The organism is Micromonospora sp. LZ37 (genome assembly GCF_059359015.1).
In genome coordinates, this window is the sequence record NZ_JCADBL010000003.1 from 200,907 (window position 1) to 222,712 (window position 21,806).

Annotated in this window: 18 protein-coding genes and 1 pseudogene; 12 read left to right on the top strand and 7 right to left on the bottom strand. The window is 74.8% G+C overall.

Annotation, left to right across the window (positions count from 1 at the left end; all coding sequences use genetic code 11):
* Nucleotides 1-9 precede the first annotated feature (9 nt).
* Nucleotides 10-618, bottom strand: a complete 609-nt coding sequence (rpsD, locus tag AC5L3Z_RS08580) for a 30S ribosomal protein S4 (RefSeq protein WP_494840890.1) — start codon at nt 616-618, stop codon at nt 10-12.
* Nucleotides 619-687: 69 nt separating this feature from the next.
* On the opposite strand from rpsD, the gene AC5L3Z_RS08585 reads away from it, so the two are divergent.
* Nucleotides 688-1,443 carry a DUF2470 domain-containing protein gene (locus AC5L3Z_RS08585; RefSeq protein WP_494840892.1) on the top strand — a complete coding sequence of 252 codons (756 nt, stop codon included), beginning with the start codon at nt 688-690 and terminating at the stop codon, nt 1,441-1,443.
* Here AC5L3Z_RS08585 and AC5L3Z_RS08590 read toward each other — a convergent pair.
* Genes AC5L3Z_RS08590 through AC5L3Z_RS08600 form a run of 3 tightly spaced genes read right to left on the bottom strand, consistent with a single transcriptional unit; the run spans nt 1,440 to nt 3,531 of the window.
* Nucleotides 1,440-2,033 carry a TetR/AcrR family transcriptional regulator gene (locus AC5L3Z_RS08590; RefSeq protein ID WP_494840894.1) on the bottom strand — a complete coding sequence of 198 codons (594 nt, stop codon included), beginning with the start codon at nt 2,031-2,033 and terminating at the stop codon, nt 1,440-1,442. The genes AC5L3Z_RS08585 and AC5L3Z_RS08590 overlap by 4 nt on opposite strands.
* On the bottom strand, nt 2,033-2,788 hold the full coding sequence (locus AC5L3Z_RS08595; protein WP_494840896.1) for an ABC transporter permease: 756 nt from the start codon (nt 2,786-2,788) through the stop codon (nt 2,033-2,035). Before AC5L3Z_RS08595 ends, AC5L3Z_RS08590 begins: the two co-directional genes overlap by 1 nt.
* Nucleotides 2,785-3,531, bottom strand: coding sequence for an ABC transporter ATP-binding protein (locus tag AC5L3Z_RS08600; RefSeq protein WP_494840898.1), 747 nt, complete (start codon nt 3,529-3,531; stop codon nt 2,785-2,787). Before AC5L3Z_RS08600 ends, AC5L3Z_RS08595 begins: the two co-directional genes overlap by 4 nt.
* A 739-nt stretch (nt 3,532-4,270) precedes the next feature.
* Between AC5L3Z_RS08600 and AC5L3Z_RS08605 the strand changes: the two are divergent.
* The 4 genes and pseudogenes from AC5L3Z_RS08605 to AC5L3Z_RS08620 all read left to right on the top strand — a co-directional run.
* Nucleotides 4,271-4,585: pseudogene (locus tag AC5L3Z_RS08605) on the top strand (phosphoribosyl-AMP cyclohydrolase); the annotation flags it as partial.
* Between the two features lie 177 nt (nt 4,586-4,762).
* Complete coding sequence (gene hisI, locus AC5L3Z_RS08610) at nt 4,763-5,176, top strand: phosphoribosyl-AMP cyclohydrolase (RefSeq protein WP_494841277.1); 414 nt, start codon at nt 4,763-4,765, stop codon at nt 5,174-5,176.
* Nucleotides 5,177-5,474: 298 nt separating this feature from the next.
* Complete coding sequence (locus tag AC5L3Z_RS08615) at nt 5,475-7,028, top strand: anthranilate synthase component I (protein WP_494840900.1); 1,554 nt, start codon at nt 5,475-5,477, stop codon at nt 7,026-7,028.
* Complete coding sequence (locus AC5L3Z_RS08620) at nt 7,025-7,633, top strand: Trp biosynthesis-associated membrane protein (protein ID WP_494840902.1); 609 nt, start codon at nt 7,025-7,027, stop codon at nt 7,631-7,633. Before AC5L3Z_RS08615 ends, AC5L3Z_RS08620 begins: the two co-directional genes overlap by 4 nt.
* Here AC5L3Z_RS08620 and AC5L3Z_RS08625 read toward each other — a convergent pair.
* Nucleotides 7,626-7,901 carry a hypothetical protein gene (locus AC5L3Z_RS08625; RefSeq protein ID WP_334522558.1) on the bottom strand — a complete coding sequence of 92 codons (276 nt, stop codon included), beginning with the start codon at nt 7,899-7,901 and terminating at the stop codon, nt 7,626-7,628. The genes AC5L3Z_RS08620 and AC5L3Z_RS08625 overlap by 8 nt on opposite strands.
* Before the next feature lie 482 nt (nt 7,902-8,383).
* On the opposite strand from AC5L3Z_RS08625, the gene trpC reads away from it, so the two are divergent.
* The 3 genes from trpC to trpA are packed head-to-tail and all read left to right on the top strand — an operon-like array spanning nt 8,384 to nt 11,266.
* Entirely contained in the window at nt 8,384-9,187 is an 804-nt protein-coding gene (trpC, locus tag AC5L3Z_RS08630) for an indole-3-glycerol phosphate synthase TrpC (RefSeq protein ID WP_494841278.1), read from the top strand.
* A 38-nt stretch (nt 9,188-9,225) separates the two neighbouring features.
* Nucleotides 9,226-10,458 carry a tryptophan synthase subunit beta gene (gene trpB, locus AC5L3Z_RS08635; RefSeq protein WP_494840904.1) on the top strand — a complete coding sequence of 411 codons (1,233 nt, stop codon included), beginning with the start codon at nt 9,226-9,228 and terminating at the stop codon, nt 10,456-10,458.
* Between the two features lie 4 nt (nt 10,459-10,462).
* The gene (gene trpA, locus AC5L3Z_RS08640; RefSeq protein ID WP_494840906.1) at nt 10,463-11,266 is read left to right on the top strand and encodes a tryptophan synthase subunit alpha; all 804 of its coding nucleotides are present in this window, start codon (nt 10,463-10,465) and stop codon (nt 11,264-11,266) included.
* Between the two features lie 130 nt (nt 11,267-11,396).
* On the opposite strand, the gene AC5L3Z_RS08645 is transcribed toward trpA, so the two are convergent.
* Nucleotides 11,397-11,915, bottom strand: a complete 519-nt coding sequence (locus tag AC5L3Z_RS08645) for an NUDIX hydrolase (protein ID WP_494840908.1) — start codon at nt 11,913-11,915, stop codon at nt 11,397-11,399.
* Nucleotides 11,916-12,017: 102 nt separating this feature from the next.
* Between AC5L3Z_RS08645 and lgt the strand changes: the two genes are divergently transcribed.
* Both lgt and AC5L3Z_RS08655 read left to right on the top strand, forming a co-directional pair.
* Nucleotides 12,018-13,202 (top strand): prolipoprotein diacylglyceryl transferase, encoded by a 1,185-nt coding sequence (gene lgt, locus AC5L3Z_RS08650; RefSeq protein ID WP_494840910.1) that lies wholly within the window; start codon nt 12,018-12,020, stop codon nt 13,200-13,202.
* A 9-nt stretch (nt 13,203-13,211) separates the two neighbouring features.
* Nucleotides 13,212-14,402, top strand: a complete 1,191-nt coding sequence (locus AC5L3Z_RS08655; protein WP_494840912.1) for an FAD-dependent oxidoreductase — start codon at nt 13,212-13,214, stop codon at nt 14,400-14,402.
* A 116-nt stretch (nt 14,403-14,518) separates the two neighbouring features.
* Here AC5L3Z_RS08655 and AC5L3Z_RS08660 read toward each other — a convergent pair whose 3' ends face one another.
* A complete protein-coding gene (locus AC5L3Z_RS08660) occupies nt 14,519-15,361 on the bottom strand; it encodes a GNAT family N-acetyltransferase (RefSeq protein ID WP_494840914.1) in 843 nt (280 codons plus the stop codon).
* 145 nt (nt 15,362-15,506) lie between these two features.
* On the opposite strand from AC5L3Z_RS08660, the gene gltB reads away from it, so the two are divergent.
* Nucleotides 15,507-20,162, top strand: a complete 4,656-nt coding sequence (gltB, locus tag AC5L3Z_RS08665) for a glutamate synthase large subunit (protein ID WP_494840916.1) — start codon at nt 15,507-15,509, stop codon at nt 20,160-20,162.
* A complete protein-coding gene (locus AC5L3Z_RS08670) occupies nt 20,155-21,663 on the top strand; it encodes a glutamate synthase subunit beta (protein WP_494840917.1) in 1,509 nt (502 codons plus the stop codon). The genes gltB and AC5L3Z_RS08670 overlap by 8 nt, the downstream gene beginning before the upstream one ends.
* Nucleotides 21,664-21,806: the final 143 nt, after the last annotated feature.

Genomic DNA, 21,806 nt, shown 5'->3' on the forward strand with positions numbered 1-21,806 from the left:
CCGGGTGGCTCAGCGCGAGTAGTACTCCACCACCAGCTGCTCGTCGCAGTGCACCGGCACCTCGTCGCGGGCCGGCACGCGCAGCAGCGTGGCCCGCAGCCCGGCCAGGTCGACCGAGAGGTACGGCTGGCCGGGCCCGTCGGCGTTGGCGCCGGTGGCGGCGAGCTGGAACGGCGGGAGCTGCCGGCTGCGCTGCCGGACGGCCACCACCTGGCCCGGCCGCAGCCGGTACGAGGGCCGGTCGACCTTGCGGCCGTCGACGGTGAAGTGCCCGTGCGCGACGAGCTGCCGGGCCTGGTAGACGCTGCGGGCCAGGCCGGACCGGTGCACCACCGCGTCGAGGCGGCGTTCCAGGAGCGCGACGAGGGTCTCGCCGGTCTTGCCGGCGTCCCGCGCGGCCTCGTCGAAGGCCCGGCGCAGCTGCGCCTCGCTGACGTTGTACTGGTGCCGCAGCCGCTGCTTCTCCAGCAGCCGGACCTGGTAGTCGGAGGTGCGCCGGCGGGACCGGCCGTGCACGCCCGGCGGGTAGGGGCGGCGCTCGAAATAGCGGACGCACTTGCGGGTCAACGGGATGCCGAGGGCCCGGGACAGCCGGGCCTTGGGACGGGGGTGGTTCACGGTTGGACGTCTCCGCTCGGGTGTTCTAGGGTTACTTAGGTAAGCCTAACCTATGTCGGAGGTGTTCCCGTGGGACCCAGCCCCGCCGAGATCGTCCGGACCCTGGTGGCCGGCCGGCTCCCCGGTCTCGTGCACCTCGCCCACCGTCCCGGTCCCCACCACGTGCGGCACGTCACCGACGCCGAGGGGCGGGTGCTGATGCTGGTGCCGGTGAGCAGCGACCTCGCCGCCGGGCTGAGCCCGGACGACGGCGACGACGTGGCCGTGGTGCTGGACGTGCTCGACCTGCCCCCGGCCGCCGGCGCGCCGGCGCTCGGCCGCGCCTGGGTCTCCGGTTGGGCCACGCCGCTGGCCGGCGCGGAGGCCCGGCAGGCGGCCGTCGACTTCGCGGCGACGGAGCCCACCGGGGACCTGCTCGACGTCGGCACCCGGTTCCGGCTGCACCGCTTCGAGGTGGTCGAGGCCCGCCTGGAGGGCGCCGGCCCGGTGACCAGGATCGACCCCGCCGAGTACGCCGCCGCGCAGCCCGATCCGCTGCACCCGATCGAGTCCGCGCTCCTGGCCGACCTCGCCGACCACCACGGGCCGGAGCTGACCGGATACCTGCGGCGGCGGCTCGACCTCACCGACGGCGAACCGCGGGTGGTCCGGCTGGACCGCTACGGCCTGGTGGTCGCGTACGGCCGGCCCGGCGACCGGCGGCGGGCCCGGCTGGCGTTCCCGCGTCCCGTCGCCGACCAGGCGGAGCTGTCCCGCCTGCTGCACCCAGTGCTCTGCCCGCGCGGCGGCCACCCGCCCGGTGGCGGACGACCGGTGACCGCCTAGCCCAGGTCGCCGGTGAGGTAGCGCTGCACGGTCGGGCCGATCGCCCGGACCAGCGTCTCCGGGTCGGCGGAGGCGACCGGCTCCAGCCGGATGACGTACCGCATCATGGCCAGGCCGATCATCTGGGTGGCCACCAGCGAGCCGCGCAGCGGCAGCTCCGCCGACGGCATGTCCAGGTGGTCCAGGACCCGGCGCAGCACCTGGGTGACCAGGAACTCCCGCATCAGCCGGGCGGTCCACTCGTTGTTGGTCGCCGAACGGAGCAGGGCCACCGCCCCCGCCCCGGCCGGCGAGTCCCAGACCGTGAGGAACGTCCGGACGAGCCGCTCGCCCACCCCGTCCGTCCCGCCCGCCAGCACGCCGGGGAGCAGCTCGGCCGGGTCCAGCGGGACGTTCACGGTGGCCCGGAAGAGCTGCTCCTTGGTGCCGAAGTAGTGGTGCACCAGCGCCGGGTCGACCCCGGCGGCGGTGGCGATGCCCCGGATGGAGGCGGCGTCGAAACCGCGCTCGGCGAATGCCGTCCGGGCGGCGTCGAGGATCGCCTCCCGGGTGTCCGGATTGCCGGGCCGCCGGCCGGTGCGTCGGGCCATCACCCGCTGCGCCGCCGCAGTGTCGCCGCCGCGAGCACCAGGGCCAGCACCGCGGCGCCGGCCACGATCGCCACGTCCCGCCACATCGTGCCGGTCGGTTCGGCGTGCGCCCCGACCTCCTGCAACGCCTCGACCACGTACGACAGGGGCAGCACGTCGCTGACGGCCTGGAGCCAGCCGGCCATCTCGCCGCGCGGCACGAAGAGCCCGCAGAGCAGCAGTTGCGGCAGCGCCACCACCGGCATGAACTGCACCGCCTGGAACTCGGTACGGGCGAAGGCGCTGCAGAGCAGCCCGAGCGCGACCGCCAGCACGGCGTTCACCGCCGCGATCATGATCACTAGCCAGATGCTACCGGCGGTGTCCAGGTCGAGCAGCCAGTACGCCGCCGCCGAGGCGACCGTGGCCTGCACCGCGCCGGCCAGCCCGAACGCGATGCCGTAGCCGAAGAGCAGGTCCAACTTGCCCAGCGGGGTGGTGAGCAGCCGTTCCAGGGTGCCGGTGGTGCGTTCCCGGAGCATCGCGATGCTGGTCACCAGGAACATGATGATGAAGGGGAAGAGGCCCAGCATCACCAGCGCCACCCGGTCGAACAGCGACGGCTGCCCGGGCGGGGTGGGCTGGTCGACGTACATGAAGTAGACCAGGGCCAGCAGCACCGTCGGCACCACCACCAGCAGGGCGACCGTGCGCCGGTCGTGTCGCAGCTGGCGCAGGATGCGGCCGGTGGTGGCGGTCAGGATCCTCGGGTTCATGACACCTCCTCACGGGTCGGGCCGTCCTGGCCCGCCTCACTGGTCCGGATCAACCGCAGGAACGCCTCCTCGAGGTCGTCGGCGCCGGTGCGCGCGCGGACCGCGTCGGGGGTGTCGTCGGCGATCAGCCGGCCCTCCCGGATGAGCAGCAGCCGGTCGCAGCGGGCCGCCTCGTCCATCACGTGACTGGAGACCAGCAGGGTCGTCCCGGTGGCCGCCATGGCGTGGAACCGGGCCCAGAGGTCGGCCCGCAGCACCGGGTCCTGCCCGACCGTCGGCTCGTCGAGGATGACCAGCTCCGGCTCCCCGACCAGGGCGCAGGCCAGCGACGCGCGGCTGCGCTGGCCACCGGAGAGGGTGCCGACCAGTTGGGTGGCCGCGCCGGCCAGGCCGACGTCGGCGACCGCCCGGTCGGCGTCTGCCGCGTCGCGTCCGTACAGCGCCGCGAAGTAGCGGGCGTTCTCCCGGACGGTCAGGTCGGCGTAGACGCTGGGCGCCTGGGTGAGGTAGCCGACCCGGTGTCGCAGCGCGGGCGCCCCGGCCGGCGCGCCCAGCACGGTGACCGAGCCGGAGTCGACCACCTGGACCCCCACCACCGCCCGCATCAGGGTGGTCTTGCCGCTGCCGCTCGGCCCGAGCAGACCGGTCACCGTGCCACGGGGCACCGCGCAGCTGACGCCGTGCAGCACCCGTCGTCGGCCCCGGTCGACGACCAGGTCGCGGATCGTGATCGCGTCCTCCACCGTCCACCTCCCTAGAAACTCATCACGTGTTGAACTCAACGGTAGATGAGTTGTCCGCCCGCGCGCAACGGTTGGAGGCCGCGTCCCCATTTGCGGCGTGTCGGGGCGTCCCTGCCGCCGGACACCCCGACATGCCGCACTTGGTGTCGATCAACGCGACGTCCGGGGTATGCCGAGCGGCCAGACCCGGCTCCGGATGACGGTCCCCGCTGGAGCGGTCGCCCGCCTGAGGTGCCCGGAGAGGGCGAGGAGGACGCCGGGCACCAGCCCGGCGGACCGGACACCACGTCCGTCATCGGGCATTGCGCGCTGATGGGGCGTACGGCACGATGGCGCGGTGGATCACGCTCCGTTGCCGGAGGGCGGTTTCCTCGACGACTGGGCTATCCGGCTGCGCGAGGGCGCCGACCATCCGGTCGTCGGCATCCTGCTGCGCGGCAGTCACGCCCGACGCGGCGCCACCGCGCACAGCGACGTCGACCTCGACGTGCTCGTCGACGCCCCGGCCCGCCCGCCGCACCCCGTCGGCGCGGAACCCGGCGCCGGGTACGCCGCCCGCCGGGCGTACCTCGCCGAGGTGGACGGGCGGATCGTGCACGTCTCGGTGGCCGCCCGGGACGTGCGGTCCTGGGTCGACCGGCTCGGCGAACCCGCCGAGTGGGCGTTCGGCCTGCCGGTCACCGCGCCCGCCCGGCTGCTCTGGGCCGACCCCCGCTGGCGCCCCCGGATCGACCTGCCGGTGCTCTGCCAGCCGGCGGACGAGCCCCGGCTGGAGGATCTCGTCGCCACCCTCGGGAAGGTCGCCGGCGCCCGGTCGCGCGGCGACCACCTCGGGGTCCGGCTGGCCGCCGCCGACCTGGCCCGACTCTGTCCCTCGGTGCTGCGCCTGGCCAACCCGGGCGTGCGGGTCTCCTCCCGCCGGGCCGCCTTCGCCGCCGCCCTGCACCTGCCGGTCGCCCCGGCCGGCTACCGCGACGACATGCTGCGCTGCCTCGGGCTGCGCCCCGCCTCCACCGGGCAGCTCGGCGCCGCCGCCGCCCGCCTGGTCGCCGGGGTCGTCCCGCTGGTCCGCCCGTACGCCGACCGGATCGCCGAGGTGGCCGGCCCGGACCTGGCCGACGCGCTGGCCGACGGACGGCTGGACCGCTACGTCGACCAGCTCGCCCGGGCGGCCCGGCGGGGCGGGGACGCGCCGCAGGTCCCCGCTCCCCGTGCGGGACAATGGGGAACTGTGCCCGTACCTGACTCCGCCCTGAGCGACGCCGACGCCGAGACCGGCGCGGTCCGCCCGTCCCGCCTCGACCCGGCCGTCGCCGCGCAGCTGCGCCGCGACCCCGACGGGCTGGTGGCCGCCGTCGTCCGTCAGCACGACACCGGCGAGGTGCTGATGGTCGCCTGGATGGACGACGAGGCGCTGCACCGCACGCTGACCACCGGCCGGGCCACGTACTGGTCGCGCAGCCGTCGGGAGTACTGGGTCAAGGGCCAAACCTCCGGTCACCACCAGTACGTCCGTTCGGTGTCGCTGGACTGCGACGGCGACGCCCTGCTGGTCGACGTCGACCAGGTCGGGGCGGCCTGCCACACCGGGCACCGCACCTGTTTCTTCACCGCACTGCCCGTCACCGGGAGTGACCCCCGGTGAGCGCGAGGAGTGCGGCGCGGCGGAGCCCCGCAGTCGCGAACGAAAGGCAGGCTCCGGTGAGCGCGAGGAGTGCAGCGCAGCGGAGCCCCGCAGTCGCGAACGAAAGGCAGGCTCCGGTGAGCGCGAGGAGTGCAGCGCAGCGGAGCCCCGCAGTCGCGAACGAAAGGCAGGCTCCGGTGAGCGCGAGGAGTGCAGCGCAGCGGAGCCCCGCAGTCGCGAACGAAAGGCAGGCTCCGGTGAGCGCGAGGAGTGCAGCGCAGCGGAGCCCCGCAGTCGCGAACGAAAGGCAGGCACGGCCATGACCGACGGCGCGCTCAGCCCCGACCTGGGCACTTTCACCGAGCTGGCCGGGCGCTGGCGGGTCGTCCCGGTGACCCGGCGGCTGCTCGCCGACGCGGAGACCCCGGTCGGGGTCTACCGCAAGCTGGCCGGCGGCCCCGGCACGTTCCTGCTGGAGTCCGCCGAGCAGGGCGTCGGCTCGGCCGGCATGGCCTGGTCCCGGTATTCGTTCATCGGCGTGCGCAGCGGCGCCACGCTGGTCGAGCGGGACGGCGTCGCGGTCTGGACCGGCAGCCCGCCGGCGGGGGTGCCGTCCACCGGCGACCCGGTCCGGGTGCTGCGCGAGACCGTCGCGGCGCTGGCCGGACCGGTGTGGGACCCGGCCAGCGGCATGCCCCCGCTGACCGGTGGCATGGTCGGTTACCTCGGCTACGACCTGATCCGGCGCTTCGAGCGGCTGCCCGACCTGACCGAGGACGACCTGGGCCTGCCCGAGCTGGGCATGATGCTCGCCACCGACCTGGTGGTGCTCGACCACTACGACGGCTCGGCGCTCCTGGTCGCCAACGCGGTGCTGCCGCCGCTGGACGCGCCCGACCGGGCGCCGCTGGTCACCGCGGCGTACCACCACGCGGTGGGGCGGCTGGACGCGATGACGACGGCGCTGTCCCGGCCGATTCCGCCCATGATCTCGACCGTGGACCGGCCCCCGGCCGGTGAGGTGGTCAGCCGGACCGTCGAGGGCGGCTACCCGAAGGCCGTCGAGGCGGCCAAGGAGGCCATCCGGGCCGGCGAGTGCTTCCAGATCGTCCTCTCCCAGCGCTTCGAGCGGGACACCCACGCCGACCCGCTGGACGTCTACCGGGTGCTGCGCACCAGCAACCCCAGCCCGTACATGTACCTGCTGCGCTTCGACGGGTTCGACATCGTCGGCTCGTCCCCGGAGGCGCACCTCAAGGTCAGCGCCGGGGCGGACGGGCAGCGGCGGGCGCTGCTGCACCCGATCGCCGGCACCCGGCCGCGCGGCGCCACCCCGGCGGCGGACGCCCGGCTCGCCGCCGAACTGCTCGCCGACCCCAAGGAACGCTCCGAACACGTGATGCTGGTCGACCTCGGCCGCAACGACCTGGGCCGGGTCTGCCGGCCGGGCACCGTCCAGGTGCCCGAGTTCGCCACCATCGAGCGGTACAGCCACGTCATGCACATCGTCTCCACCGTGGTGGGGACGCTGCGCGAGGACCGCACGGCCTTCGACGCCCTCGCCGCCACCTTCCCGGCCGGCACCCTCTCCGGCGCCCCGAAGGTGCGCGCCATGGAGATCATCGAAGAGCTGGAGCCGGTCCGCCGCGGTCTCTACGGCGGCACCGTGGGCTACTTCGGCTTCGGCGGTGATCTCGACATGGCGATCGCCATCCGTACCGCGCTGCTGCGCGACGGTCGGGCGTACGTGCAGGCCGGGGCGGGTGTGGTGGCCGATTCCGATCCCCTCGCCGAGGAGCGGGAGACCCGCGACAAGGCCGCCGCCGTGCTCGCCGCGATCGCCGCCGCCGAGACCCTCCGGCCGGCGCGATGAGCCGGCCGGGCATCCCCGCCGAGCCGTCCCCGGCGGCCCCGTCGGACGTCGCGCCCGCCGGGCGGGGCCGGCGCGAGCTGACGTACGCCGTGCTGCTCTGCCTGGCCGGCGCCGGCCTGGCGCTCTGGGCCGCGACCCGGACCTGGTCGGTCGAGGTGACCGCCCGCGGCGGGCTGCCGGCGATCCGGGCGGACCGCTCCGGCGCGGACCTGCTGCCCTGGGTGTCCGCGCTGGCGCTGGTGGGTCTCGCCGGTGGGGGCGCGGTGCTGGCCACCCGCGGCCGCGCGCGGCGGGTGCTGGGCGGACTGCTCGCCCTGCTCGGCGGCGCCGTCGCCGCCGGTGGCGGCTACGGCCTGGTCGCGGCGTTCGGCGGCGAGGTGAGCCGCCACTGGCCGGCCCTCTGCCTGGTCGGCGGGCTGCTCGCCGCCGCCGGCGGGGCGTTCACCGCGCTGCGGGGTGGAGCCTGGCCGGCGATGGGGGCCCGCTACGAGCGGGGCGACCGGGCCGGGGCGGCGCCCACGGCGGGCGGGGGCCCGGTGGGTGGGCACCGCACCCGGGAGGCGTGGGACGCGCTGGACCGGGGTGACGACCCGACGGTCAGCTGACCGGCTGGCGGTCCCGGACGTCGCGGCGGTCCCGGGCCGCAGCGCGGGCGGCGGCGAGCTCGGCCACCAGGCGGTCCAGTTCGGCGCGCTGGTCGGCGCGGGCCCGGTCGGCGCAGACGGCCTCCCAGGCGTTGCCCCGCGCGGTACGCACCCGAGCCTCGCCGACCACGGCGCGTTCGAGGGTGTGCACCACGCCGACCGCGAGTGACGCGACGGTCCGGGAGAGGGTGGTCAGTCCGATGCTGGAGTTCGGCTCCGAATTGGTCATGGTCACCCCGCACGATGAAGTCCGACGGTGGGCAGGCGCGTCATCGAGTCTGCCCGAGCAAGATGCTGCCCGGCTCACGTTTCGCATCGGTGACGAGCCGGTCAACTGTCCCTCGGGGGGAACGAACTGCACAGGGCCGTTCGTCCTTGAGCTTCGTCACAGCATCGAGAGGCGTCGTCGCGATGCGCCGGCCGGGCCGGCGTGCTCTCATGGCTCATGGGTGACGATCCCTGGCCGGCGGCGCCGGCGACCGGCGGGGTGACGCCGGTCGGTGCGGCGACAGCGCTGCGTGACGCGGCGTTCACCGGAAGTCGGCCATCATGCCACAGCCCATTTCGTGAGGAGCGCCATACCCCCGGCACCCGGAGCCAGGTGGCGCCACCTAGCATCGGGCCATGACACCCGGAGAGGGGAGTCCGTTGGTGACTGCTGAGCATGCGCACGCGGAGGGGGACGAGGCCGGTCCGGCAGCGTCCGCAAGCGTGCTCGACGAGATCCTGGCCGGCGTCCGCGAGGACGTGGCGCGGCGACAGGAGCAGGTTCCGCTGGAGCGGATCCGCGAGCTGGCCGTTGCCGCGCCGCCGCCACTGGACGCGTACGCGGCCCTGCGCAAGCCCGGCGTGGCGGTGATCGCCGAGGTCAAGCGCTCCTCGCCGAGCCGGGGCCGGCTGGCCGAGATCGCCGACCCGGCCGACCTGGCCGGGCAGTACGCCTCCGGCGGCGCCCGGGCGATCAGCGTGCTGACCGAGGGCCGCTGGTTCGGCGGGTCGCTCGACGACCTGGCCGCCGTCCGGGCCGCCGTGCGGGTGCCGGTGCTGCGCAAGGACTTCGTGGTCTCCAGCTACCAGGTGCACGAGGCCCGGGCGCACGGCGCCGACCTGGTGCTGCTGATCGTCGCCGCGCTGGAGCAGAACGTGCTGATGGGCCTCCTGGAGCGGATCGAGTCGCTCGGCATGTGCGCGCTGGTCGAGGTGCACACCGAGGAGGAGGCCGACCGGGCCCTGGAGGCCGGCGCGCAGGTCATCGGGGTCAACGCCCGCGACCTGCGTACCCTGGAGGTCGACCGCTCGGTGTTCGAGCGGATCGCGCCCGGGCTGCCCAGCAGCGTCGTCAAGATCGCCGAGTCGGGCGTACGCGGTCCGCACGACCTCATCCGGTACGCCTCGGCCGGCGCCGACGCGGTGCTGGTGGGCGAGGGCCTGGTGACCCAGAAGAGCCCGCGCGAGGCGGTCGCCGAGCTGGTCAACGCCGGTAACCACCCGGCCACGCCCCGCCCGGTGCGCTGAGGCGCGCCGGGCACCCGCTGCTGCGAGAGGACATCGCGATGAGCGCCAACGCCCCGGCCCCGACCGGCCAGCTTCCCGACGCCGCCGGTCACTTCGGCCGGTTCGGCGGCCGGTTCGTCCCGGAGGCCCTCGTCGCGGCGCTGGACGAGCTGGACGCGGCGTACCGCAAGGCGATGACCGACCAGAGCTTCCTCGCCGAGTTCGACGCCCTGCTGCGCGACTACGCCGGCGCTCCCTCGCTGCTCTACTCCGCCGAGCGGTTCTCCGCCGAGGTCGGCGCGCGGGTGCTGCTCAAGCGGGAGGACCTGAACCACACCGGCGCGCACAAGGTGCGCAACGTGCTCGGCCAGGCGCTGCTCACCCGGCGGATGGGCAAGCGCCGGGTGATCGCCGAGACCGGCGCCGGTCAGCACGGGGTGGCCACCGCCACCGCCGCCGCCCTGTTCGACCTCGAGTGCGTGGTCTACATGGGCGAGGTGGACACCGAGCGGCAGGCGCTGAACGTGGCCCGGATGCGGATGCTCGGCGCCACCGTCGTCCCGGTCACCGCCGGCTCGCGCACCCTCAAGGACGCGATGAACGAGGCGATGCGGGACTGGGTCGCCAACGTCGACGACACCCACTACCTGATCGGCACCGCCGCCGGCCCGCACCCGTTCCCGGAGATGGTCCGGGACTTCGTGCGCGGCATCGGTGACGAGGCCCGCCGGCAGTGCCTCGACCTGACCGGCGCGCTGCCGGACGCGGTCCTCGCCTGCGTCGGCGGCGGCTCCAACGCGCTCGGCATCTTCCACGCCTTCGTCGGCGACCCCGACGTCCGGCTGTACGGCTTCGAGGCCGGCGGTGAAGGGGTGGAGACCGGCCGGCACGCGGCCAGCATCACCGGCGGCAGCTCCGGCGTGCTGCACGGCACCCGGACGTACGTGCTGCAGAACGCCGACGGCCAGACGATCGAGTCGCACTCCATCTCGGCCGGCCTCGACTACCCGGGCGTCGGGCCGGAGCACGCCTGGCTGCACGACAGCGGCCGGGCCACCTACGCGCCGGTGACCGACCGGGAGGCGATGGCGGCGTTCGAGCTGCTCTGCCGCACCGAGGGGATCATCCCGGCGATCGAGAGCTCCCACGCGCTCGCCGGCGCGCTGAAGGTCGGTCCGCGGCTCGCCGCCGAGCTGGGCCGGGAGCCGGTGATCGTGGTCAACCTCTCCGGGCGGGGCGACAAGGACGTGCACACCGCCGGCGAGTACTTCGGCATCCTCGACAAGGAGTGAACAGATGAGCCGGATCGGGGTGGCCTTCGACAAGGCCCGCGCCGACGGGCGGGCCGTGCTGGTCGGCTGCATGCCGGCCGGCTTCCCGACCGTCGAGGGCAGCATCGCCGCGATGACCGCCATGGTCGAGGCCGGGGTGGACGTCATCGAGTTGGAGATCCCCTACTCCGACCCCGTGATGGACGGCCCGGTGATCCAGAAGGCCAGCGACATCGCCCTGGCCGGGGGCGTGCGCACCGCGGACGCGCTGCGCATCGTCGAGGCGGTCGCCGCCACCGGCGCGCCGGTGGTCACCATGACCTACTGGAACCCGATCGAGCAGTACGGCGTGGACGCCTTCGCCCGCGACCTGGCCGCCGCCGGCGGCACCGGCCTGATCACCCCGGACCTGATCCCCGACGAGGCGGACGAGTGGCTGGCCGCCTCGGACGCGCACGGCCTGGACCGGACGTTCCTGGTCTCCCCGTCCTCCACCGACGCCCGGCTGAAGATGACCGCCGCGCACTGCCGCGGCTTCGTCTACGCGACCGCCCTCATGGGCGTCACCGGTGCCCGGGCGAAGACCTCCGACGCCGCGCCGATCCTGGTCTCCCGGCTGCGGGAGGTCACCGACCTGCCGGTCGGGGTCGGCCTCGGCGTGGGCACCGGCGCGCAGGCCGGCACGGTGGCCGGGTACGCCGACGGCGTGATCGTCGGCAGCGCGCTGGTCCGTTGCGTCCTGGACGCTCCGGACCAGGCCGCCGGGCTCGCCGCCCTGCGCACGCTCGGCGCCGAACTCGCCGAGGGCGTCCGCAACGCCGCCCGCTGACCCGCGCGGCGTCGTCGCTCCGCGACCATGATCGACCCGGATTTGCGGGGTGTCGGGGTGTCCGCGAGCCGGAACACCCCGACACGCCGCAAACGGGAGTGCGGCCGGAGGCGCAGGGTGGCCGCTGCGGTCAGGGGCCGGGCCGGACGTCCGACCCGGCGCGCGGCGCGGGCCGCACGGCATCGACCGCTCGGACCGGCGGGGCCGGGTCCGGGCGCAGGTCGCGCAGCACCCCTGAGCGCCCGACCCGGGCGTCGGCGACCGCCGCCCGGGTGACCGGGGTGACCTCCGCCGGCAGCCGGTCCGGCAGGTGCCAGGAGAGCGTGCACCCGGCCGGTGGCGCGAGGGCCGCGTCCGGGTGGGCACGAGCCCGGAAGACGTGCACCACCACGTCCGGCAGGGAGTCCGACGCCGGCGGCCCGCCGCAGGTGGAGCCGCTGAGGTGGTAGAGGCCGACCAGGTCGACCACCTCGACGGCGTACCCGGTCTCCTGCCGGACCTCGCCCGCCACCGCGCCGGTCGGGCACTGCGGGCGGCGCAACCGCCCGCCGGGCAGTCCCCAGCGACCACCCGGCTCGCGGCGGCAGAGCAGCACGCGACCGGCGTCGTCGGTGACGACCGCGGCGACCGCCCAGGTGAGCGTGCTCATGGACAAAGAGCCTACGACCGTGCAAACCAGAAGTCATCCGACGCCCCGACCGCGCCGACCGGGGTGCCGCGACAGCGGTCCGCAGCGGTAGCGTGTGCACCCGTGACCCTCGCCTCGATGACCCCTCAGGCGGCTCTGCCGAGCCCCACCACCGCTGTCTGGCAGCTCGGGCCGGTGCCGATCCGGGCGTACGCGCTCTGCATCATCCTCGGCATCGTGGTGGCCTGCTGGCTCACCGAGCGGCGGCTGCGCCGGCGCGGCGTCGCCCCCGGCGCGGTGCTCGACATCGCCGTCTGGGCCGTCCCGGCCGGCATCGTCGGCGCCCGGATCTACCACGTGATCACCTCGCCGGAGAAGTACTTCGGCACCGGCGGGGACCCGATGAAGGCGTTCGCCATCTGGGAGGGCGGCCTCGGCATCTGGGGCGCGGTGGCCGGTGGCGCGCTGGGCGCCTGGATCGCCGCCCGCCAGCTCGGCATCCCGCTCGTGGTGGTCGCCGACGCCCTCGCGCCCGGCCTGCCGCTGGCCCAGGCGATCGGCCGCCTCGGCAACTGGTTCAACAACGAGCTGTACGGCGGCCGGACCACCCTGCCCTGGGGTCTGGAGATCCACCGGATGGACCCGGACAACCCCGGGCGGGCGCTGCGCGACGACGCCGGTGAGGCGATCCGGGAGCCGGGTCTCTACCACCCGGCCTTCGCCTACGAGGCGCTGTGGAACCTCGGCGTCGTCGCCCTGGTGCTCGTCCTGGACCGCAAGCTCAAGCTGGGCCGGGGCCGCGCCTTCGCGCTCTACGTGATGGGCTACACCGTCGGCCGGTTCTGGATCGAGCTGGTCCGCACCGACGAGGCGAACCAGATTCTCGGCCTGCGCCTCAACGTCTGGACCGCCGGGCTGGTTTTCCTCGGCGCCCTCGTCTACTTCCTGCGGGTCCGCGGCCCCCGCGAGTACCTGGTCCCGGTGGGCGTCCCGGCGGCCCCGGCGCCGCCGGCCGGCGACGTCTCCCAGGTCGACCTCTCCCGCACCGAGCAGGGTCCCAAGGCGGCCGCGCCGGAGGGCTACCGGGTCGTCAGCGAGGAACAGTTCGAGGCGTACCGGGAGACCGGTGAGCTCCCCGACGAGCACGCCGCCGCGCCGGCCGCCGGGACCGGCGACGAGCCGGCCGCCGACGACGCCGCCGCGAAGGCCGACGGCGCGGACGACCGGGGCGACGCCGCGGGTGACGCCCCGGAGCGGGACGACCGGGCCGGCGCCGCGGGTGCCCGTCCCGCCGACCGGGACAGCTGAGCGCGCGGCATGCGTACCGCGGTGGTGGTCGGCGCCGGGCTCGGCGGACTGGCGGCGGCCGGCGCGCTGGCCCGCTCCGGCTGGCGGGTGACCCTGCTGGAGCGGGCCGACCGGGTCCGCCCGGAACCCACCGCCGTGGTGCTCTGGCCCAACGGGGTACGCGCCCTGCACGCCCTCGGCCTCGGCGCCGGCCTGGACGCCATCGCCACCCCGCTGCCCGACGGCGGGGTGCGCCGCCCCGACGGGCACTGGCTGGTGCAGGCCCGGCCCACCCCGGCGGAGCGGATGCCGGTGGTGGTGCACCGGGAGGACCTGCACGACGCCCTGATCGCCGGCCTCGGCGACCGGGTGGAGCTGCGCACCGGCGTGGCCGTGGACACCGTTAGGGTCGGCCCCGGCGAGCGGCCGGCGGTCGGCGCCGGCCGGCAGCTGGTGGAGGCGGACCTGCTGGTGGCCGCCGACGGCACCGACAGCCAGGTGCGCCGGCAGCTCGCCCCGGAGGCGGCCGTGGTCAGCTCCGGCTGCGCGGCCTGGCGGGCGGTGATCCCCTGGTACCGGGCGCCCCGGCTCGCCACCGACCGGCCGGTCGGTGGCGAGGTGCTGGGCGCCGGCTACCGCTTCGTGGCCGCCTCGCTGGGCGAGCGCGGTTCCTCCGGCGCCTCCCGCCGGGGTGGCATCTACTGGGTGGCGACGGCGGTCGGGGCGTCCCGCCCCGAGCCGCCGGAGACCCAGCTCGCCCTGCTCAAGCGCTGGTACGCCGGCTGGCCCGCTCCGATCGGCGAGCTGCTCGACGCCACCGACCCGGCCGACCTCGTGCAGCAGGAGGTCCGGGAGCTGCGCCCGCTGCCCCGGGCGTACGGCTTCCCGGCCGGCCCCGGTGGGGCGGTGCTGCTGGGGGACGCCGCGCACGCCATGCCGCCGCATCTCGGCCAGGGCGCCTGCCTGGCCTTCGAGGACGCCGCGACGCTGTCGTCGTTGCTGCGCGAGTCCCGGCTGCCCGACGCCGTGCGGGCGTACGACCGGCTGCGCCGCCCCCGCGCGGCCACCGTGGTCCGGCAGACCCGCCGGATGTCCGCGGTCCTCCAGGCCCGGGGCCGGCTGGCCCTGCGCGCCCGCGACGCCGCCCTCGGCACGATCAGCCCGCGCCTGCTCTCCACCGCCGCCACCGCCGCCGCCCAATGGCGCCCCCCAACCCCCTGACCCCGCCCCCCGCCCCCCCCAATTCGCGTTGATCATGAAGTTGTCGGCACGACACGCCGAGGTGAGCGCCGCCAACTTCATGATCGACCCGTGGGTGGGGGCGGGGGAGGGGGAGGTCAGATGAGGGCGGTGGGTTCGGCTATGCAGGCGGTGGCGATGCGGCGGAAGCCCACCCGCAGGTAGACGCGGGCGATCTCCTCGCTGCCGGCCGAGAGGAAGATCAGGTCGGTGCCGGCGGCGAGCAGTTCGTGGGCCAGCGTGGCGGTGACCGCGGCGCCGAGGCCACGACGGCGGGCCGACGGCAGGGTGGCGACTCCGGCGATCTCCGCGACGTCGTCGACCCGCATCGCCATCCCGCTGGCCAGCGCGCCCTCCTCGGCGGAGCCGGCCAGGGCCGACACCCGCCGGCCGTCGGCGATCCGGGTCCGCTCCTCGTCCAGCGCCGCCACGTCCAGCTCGGTGACGGCGGCGTCCCGCTCCGCCGGACCGGCGTCGCCGATCGCGGTGCCGGCGGCGGAGAAACCCACCGCGGCGACCGCGCGCCGGGCCGCCACGTCGGCGGCGAAGCCGGGCGCGTCGGGGTCCAGCATCCGCAGGGGTACGTCGGTGAGCGTCGCCGGGTCGGGCAGCGCGGCCGGGTCGAGCACCATCAGCGGCGCCTCCAGCACGCCCAGCCCCGCCGAGCGGGCCACCGCCAGCAGGTCCGGGGTGTTCTCGTGCACCCACTCGAAGGCCTCCGGCAGGCCCAGTTCGCGCTGCCGCTCGCGGACGGACTGGATGTCGGCGAGGGAGGGCGGCTCGGTGGCGTCCAGCCGGGGACGGGCGTAGAACGGCCAGCCGGCCCCGTCCCGGACGAAGAGCACCAGCGCGCCGTGCTCCTCCGCGCGTGCGACGTCCCGGGGGACGGCGTCGTAGAAGCGTTCCAGGCGGGCGAGGAGGTCGCCGTGCAGGGGATCCACCGCGCGAGACTACACGTCCCAGAGTCTGGAAGGTGTGATCAATCCGCACTGGCCTTGTGGGGGTCGCCCTAACGTAGACTCAATAAACCGCAAGGGCCGACGTCGTCCCGACCATGTACGAACCTGAGTGACGACAGGAGGCCCGGTGGCCTTTCCGTACCCTCTCAGCCCGCAGTCGGCCCCGCCCGCGGCCGGTCTCTACGACCCGGCCAACGAGCACGACGCGTGCGGCGTGGCCTTCGTGGCGGATCTGCACGGCCGGCGCTCCCACGCGGTGGTGGCCCGCGGCCTCGGCGCGCTCTGTCGCCTGGACCATCGGGGCGCCCGGGGCGCGGAACACAACACCGGCGACGGCGCGGGGATCATGATCCAGGTGCCGGACGCGTTCCTGCGCGCCGTGGTGGACTTCCCGCTCCCGCCGGCCGGCCAGTACGCCACCGGCCTGGTCTTCCTCCCCGACGACGACGCCGCCGAGGCCCGCGCCCGGCAGGTGGTGGAGAAGTACGCCCTGGTCGAGGGGGCCGACCTGCTCGGCTGGCGGGACGTCCCGGTCGACCCGAGCGGGCTGGGGGAGACCGCGCTCGCCGCGATGCCCCGGATCCGCCAGCTCTTCCTGGCCGCGCACCGGCTCACCGACACCCCGGCCGGCCCGGCCGGCTCCCCGCTGACCGGGCTCGACCTGGACCGGGTGGCGTTCTGCGTGCGTAAGCAGGCCGAGCGGGAGAGCGCGGAGCGGGGCGTGCCGGCGTACTTCCCGTCGCTGTCGGCGCGGACCATGACCTGGAAGGGGATGCTCACCCCCGACCAGCTGCCGGCGTACTTCCCGGAGCTGACCGACGAGCGGGTGTCCAGCGCGATCGCGCTGGTGCACTCCCGCTTCTCCACCAACACCTTCCCGTCCTGGCCGCTGGCGCACCCGTACCGGTTCATCGCGCACAACGGCGAGATCAACACGATCCGCGGCAACCGGAACTGGATGCAGGCCCGGGAGGCCCTGCTCCGCAGCCCGGACCTGCCCGGCAACATCCGGCGGATCTTCCCGGTCTGCACGCCGGGCGCCTCCGACTCGGCGAACTTCGACGAGGTCCTGGAGCTGCTGCACCTGGCCGGGCGGAGCCTGCCGCACGCGGTGCTGATGATGATCCCGGAGGCGTGGGAGAACGATCCGGCCATGCGGGCGGACAAGCGGGCCTTCTACCGCTTCCACGCCAGCCTGATGGAGCCGTGGGACGGCCCCGCCTCGGTCGCCTTCACCGACGGCGAGATCGTCGGCGCGGTGCTGGACCGCAACGGCCTGCGCCCGGGCCGCTGGTGGCGCACCTCCGACGGCCTGGTCGTGCTCGGCAGCGAGGCGGGGGTGCTCGACCTCGACCCGGCCGACGTGGTCGCCAAGGGCCGCCTCCAGCCGGGAAAGATGTTCCTGGTCGACACGGTCAACGGGCGGATCGTGCAGGACGACGAGATCAAGTCCGAGCTGGCCGCCGCCCAGCCGTACGGCGAGTGGCTGCACGCCGGGCTGATCGACCTGACCGACCTGCCGCCGCGCGAGCACACCGTCTACACCCACGACTCGGTGCGCCGCCGGCAGCAGACCTTCGGCTACACCGAGGAGGAGCTGAAGATCCTGCTCGCGCCGATGGCCCGCCTCGGCGCGGAGCCGCTCGGCTCGATGGGCACGGACACCCCGATCGCTCCGCTGTCGACCCGGCCCCGGCTGCTCTACGACTACTTCCACCAGCTCTTCGCCCAGGTCACCAACCCGCCGCTGGACGCCATCCGGGAGGAGTTGGTGACCAGCCTGTCGTCGACCATCGGCCCGGAGGGCAACCTGCTCGACCCGGGCGCGGCCAGCTGCCGGCAGATCGTGCTGCCGTACCCGGTGATCGACAACGACGAGTTGGCCAAGATCCTCTCCATCGACGAGGACGGCGACCTGCCCGGCTTCAAGGCGGTCCGGGTCTCCGGGCTCTACCGGGTCCGCGACGGCGGCGCCGGGATCAAGGCCCGGCTGACCGAGATCTGCCGGCACGTCTCCGAGGCGATCGAGGACGGCGTGCGGATCCTGGTCCTTTCCGACCGGGATTCCAACGCCGACCTCGCCCCGATCCCGTCCCTGCTGCTCACCGCCGCGGTGCACCAGCACCTGGTCCGCGAGCAGACCCGTACCCAGGTGGCGCTGATCGTCGAGTCCGGCGACTGCCGCGAGGTGCACCACGCGGCGGTGCTCATCGGCTACGGCGCGGCGGCGGTCAACCCGTACCTGGCCTTCGAGTCGGTCGAGGACATGATCTCCACCGGGGCGCTGGTCGGCGTGGATCCGGGTAAGGCCGTGCGCAACTACGTCAAGGCGCTCGGCAAGGGCGTTCTGAAGATCATGTCCAAGATGGGCATCTCGACGGTGTCGTCGTACTGCGGCGCGCAGGTCTTCGAGGCGGTCGGGCTGGACACCCGCCTGGTCGAGCGCTACTTCCGGGGCACCCCGAGCACCATCAGCGGCATCGGACTCAACGAGATCCACGCCGAGGTGGCCGCCCGGCACTCGCTGGCCTGGCCGCCGTCCGGCGTCGAGGCGTCCGACCGGCTGGAGGTCGGCGGCGAGTACCAGTGGCGCCGCGAGGGCGAGCTGCACCTGTTCAACCCGGAGACGGTCTTCCTGCTCCAGCACGCCACCCGCAGCCGCCAGTACGACGTCTTCCGGCAGTACACCGCCAAGGTCGACGAGCTGGCCGCGAAGGCCGGCTCGCTGCGCGGGCTGTTCACCCTGCGCACCGGCCTGCGCCCGCCGGTGCCACTGGACGAGGTCGAGCCGGCCACCGAGATCGTCAAGCGGTTCGCCACCGGCGCCATGTCGTACGGGTCGATCTCGGCGGAGGCGCACGAGACCCTGGCCATCGCGATGAACCGGCTCGGCGGGAAGTCCAACACCGGCGAGGGCGGCGAGGACGTCGACCGGCTGCACGACCCGGCCCGCCGCTCCGCGGTCAAGCAGATCGCCAGCGGCCGGTTCGGCGTGACCAGCGAATACCTGGTCAACGCCGACGACCTCCAGATCAAGATGGCCCAGGGCGCCAAGCCCGGCGAGGGCGGGCAGCTGCCCGGCAACAAGGTCTGGCCGTGGATCGCCCGGACCCGGCACGCCACGCCGGGCGTCGGCCTGATCTCCCCGCCGCCGCACCACGACATCTACTCCATCGAGGACCTCGCCCAGCTGGTGCACGACCTCAAGTGCGTCAACCCGTCCGCCCGGGTGCACGTCAAGCTGGTCAGCGAGGTCGGCGTCGGCACGGTCGCGGCCGGCGTCGCCAAGCTCAAGGCCGACGTCATCCTGATCTCCGGGCACGACGGCGGCACCGGGGCGTCCCCGCTGAACTCGCTCAAGCACGCCGGCACGCCGTGGGAGCTGGGCCTGGCCGAGGCGCAGCAGACGCTGCTGCTCAACAAGCTGCGCGACCGGGTCACCGTGCAGGTCGACGGTCAGCTCAAGACCGGCCGGGACGTGCTGGTCGCGGCGCTGCTCGGCGCCGAGGAGTTCGGCTTCGCCACCGCCCCGCTGATCGTCGAGGGTTGCGTGATGATGCGGGTCTGCCACCTGGACACCTGTCCGGTCGGCATCGCCACCCAGAACCCGGTGCTGCGCGAGCGGTTCACCGGCCAGCCGGAGTTCGTGGAGAACTTCTTCCTCTTCCTCGCCGAGGAGGTCCGCGGCTACCTCGCCGAGCTGGGCCTGCGCAGCATCGAAGAGGCGATCGGGCAGACCGAGCTGCTCGACGTCGTCCCGGCGATCGAGCACTGGAAGGGGCACGGGCTGGACCTGGGGCGCGTACTGCACCTGCCGGAGCTGCCCGCGGACGCCGCCCGGCGCGGCGTGCGGGCCCAGGACCACGGCCTGGAGCTGGCCCTGGACAACGAGCTGCTCGCCCTGGCCCAGCCGGCGCTGCGCGACGGCAGCCCGGTCCGGGTCGAGGTCGCGGTGCGCAACGAGCACCGCAGCGTCGGCGCGATGCTCGGCGGCGAGGTGACCCGCCGCTTCGGCGGCGCCGGCCTGCCCGACGACACCATCGAGTTCCTGCTGCGCGGCACCGCCGGGCAGTCCTTCGGCGCGTTCCTGCCGCGCGGGGTGACCCTGCGGCTGCACGGCGACGCCAACGACTACGTCGGCAAGGGCCTCTCCGGTGGCCGGATCGTCGTCCGACCGGACGCCGCCGCCCCGTTCGTCGACCCGGAGGCCGCGGTCGGGCAGCGGGCCGAGGATCAGATCATCGCCGGCAACACCATCCTGTACGGGGCCACCGGCGGCGAGCTGTTCCTGCGTGGCCGGGTGGGGGAGCGGTTCGCGGTGCGCAACTCCGGCGCGGTGGCCGTCGTCGAGGGCGTCGGCGACCACGGCTGCGAGTACATGACCGGCGGCACCGTGGTGGTGCTCGGCGAGACCGGCCGCAACTTCGCCGCCGGCATGTCCGGCGGCACCGCCTACGTGCACCGGCTGGACCGGGGGAGGGTCAACGCCGAACTGGTCGACCTGTCCCCGCTGCGCGACTCCGAGCGGGAACTGCTGCACGAACTCGTGCAGCGGCACGTCGCGGAGACCGACTCGGCGATCGGCGCGGAGCTGCTCAAGCGCTGGCCGGAGGCGGTGGAGGAGTTCACCGCGGTGGTGCCCCGGGACTACCGCCGGGTGATGGAGATCATGCGGGCCGCCGAAGCCGCCGGCCACGACGTCGACGACGCGGTCATGTCTGCGCTGACCGCGCCGGTGCCGCCCGCCCCGCGGGCGGCGGCCCAGGAGGTGGCCCGTGCCTGACCCGAACGGTTTCCTGCGCTACAACCGGCGGCTGCCGGCCCGCCGTCCGGTGCCGGTGCGGATCACCGACTGGCGGGAGGTCTACCCACCGGCCGGTGAGGAGCTGATCCGCGAGCAGGCCACCCGGTGCATGGACTGCGGCATCCCGTTCTGCCACGACGGCTGCCCGTTGGGCAACCGCATCCCGGACTGGAACGACTGGGTCCGCACCGGCAACTGGGACGCGGCGGTGGAGTCGCTGCACGCCACCAACAACTTCCCGGAGTTCACCGGCCGGCTCTGCCCGGCGCCCTGCGAGGCCGCCTGCGTGCTCGGCATCGGCGGCGGGGACCCGGTCACCATCAAGCAGGTCGAGGTGGAGATCGCCGACGCGGCGGTGGCCCGGGGCGGGCTGCGTCCCCGCCCGGTGCCGGCGCCGACCGGCCGGTCGGTGGCGGTGGTCGGCTCCGGCCCGGCCGGCCTGGCCGCCGCCCAGCAGCTGGCCCGCGCCGGGCACGCCGTCACGGTGTACGAGCGCGACGACGCGCTCGGTGGCCTGCTCCGGTACGGCATTCCGGACTTCAAGCTGGAGAAGCAGCACATCGACCGGCGGCTGGCCCAGCTCGCCGCCGAGGGCGTCCGGTTCCGCACCGGGGTGGACGTCGGCGTCGACGTGACCGCCGAGCAGTTGCGCGCCGAGTACGACGCGGTGCTGCTGGCCTGCGGCGCGCTGCAGGGCCGGGACACCCCGGAGACGCCGGGACGGCAGCTGCGCGGCGTACACCAGGCGATGACCCACCTGGTCGCCGCGAACCGGGTGGTCGCCGCGGCGGCCGGCGGGGCGCCCGGCCCGGCGGTGCTGCCCGACGGCACGCCGATCGACGCCGCCGGCCGGCACGTCGTGATCATCGGTGGCGGCGACACCGCCGCGGACTGCCTCGGGGTGGCGCACCGGCAGGGCGCGGCCGGCGTACACCAGCTCGACCTCTACCCGGAGCCGCCGCAGGCCCGCGACGAGGCCCGCGACCCGTGGCCGACCTGGCCGTGGGTGCTGCGCAGCTACCCGGCGCACGAGGAGGGCGGCGAGCGGGTCTTCGCCGTCGCCGTGCAGGAGTTCGTCGACGACGGCACCGGCCAGGTCAAGGGTGTCCGGATCGCCGAGGTCACGGTGGAGAAGCGGGACGGCCGGCGGATCGTCACCCCGCTGCCCGGCTCCGAGCGGGAGCTCCCCGCGGACCTGGTGCTGCTCGCGATCGGCTTCGAGGGCACCGAGGAGCAGCCGCTGCTCGACCAGCTCGGGGTCGGCCGCAACGCCCGGGGCGCGGTCGACGCCCGGTCGGACTGGCAGACCGCGGCCGACGGCGTCTTCGTCGCGGGTGACATGCACCGGGGCGCCTCGCTGATCGTCTGGGCGATCGCCGAGGGGCGCGCGGCGGCCGCGGCGATCCACGCGTACCTCGGCGGGGTCGGGACGCTCGCGGCCCCGGTGACCTCGTCGGCGCAGCCCCTCGCCGCCCGCTAGCTCGTCATCCACGCCCGAGGGCCGCTGACCTGACCTGTCGGTCAGCGGCCCGGGTCAACCGTGCCGCTGTCGATCGGCGACCGCGGCGGGCTCCCGCTTTACATTGATGTTCTTGCATGTAGATGTTCAGCGATGAATACTAC

Coding starts and splice junctions, on each gene's coding strand:
- AC5L3Z_RS08590 (WP_494840894.1), bottom strand. CDS start 2,033: ATGGCCCGACGCACCGGCCGGCGGCCCGGCAATCCGGACACCCGGGAG.
- AC5L3Z_RS08595 (WP_494840896.1), bottom strand. CDS start 2,788: ATGAACCCGAGGATCCTGACCGCCACCACCGGCCGCATCCTGCGCCAG.
- AC5L3Z_RS08615 (WP_494840900.1), top strand. CDS start 5,475: ATGACCGACGGCGCGCTCAGCCCCGACCTGGGCACTTTCACCGAGCTG.
- AC5L3Z_RS08620 (WP_494840902.1), top strand. CDS start 7,025: ATGAGCCGGCCGGGCATCCCCGCCGAGCCGTCCCCGGCGGCCCCGTCG.
- AC5L3Z_RS08625 (WP_334522558.1), bottom strand. CDS start 7,901: ATGACCAATTCGGAGCCGAACTCCAGCATCGGACTGACCACCCTCTCC.
- trpB (WP_494840904.1), top strand. CDS start 9,226: ATGAGCGCCAACGCCCCGGCCCCGACCGGCCAGCTTCCCGACGCCGCC.
- trpA (WP_494840906.1), top strand. CDS start 10,463: ATGAGCCGGATCGGGGTGGCCTTCGACAAGGCCCGCGCCGACGGGCGG.
- AC5L3Z_RS08645 (WP_494840908.1), bottom strand. CDS start 11,915: ATGAGCACGCTCACCTGGGCGGTCGCCGCGGTCGTCACCGACGACGCC.
- AC5L3Z_RS08655 (WP_494840912.1), top strand. CDS start 13,212: ATGCGTACCGCGGTGGTGGTCGGCGCCGGGCTCGGCGGACTGGCGGCG.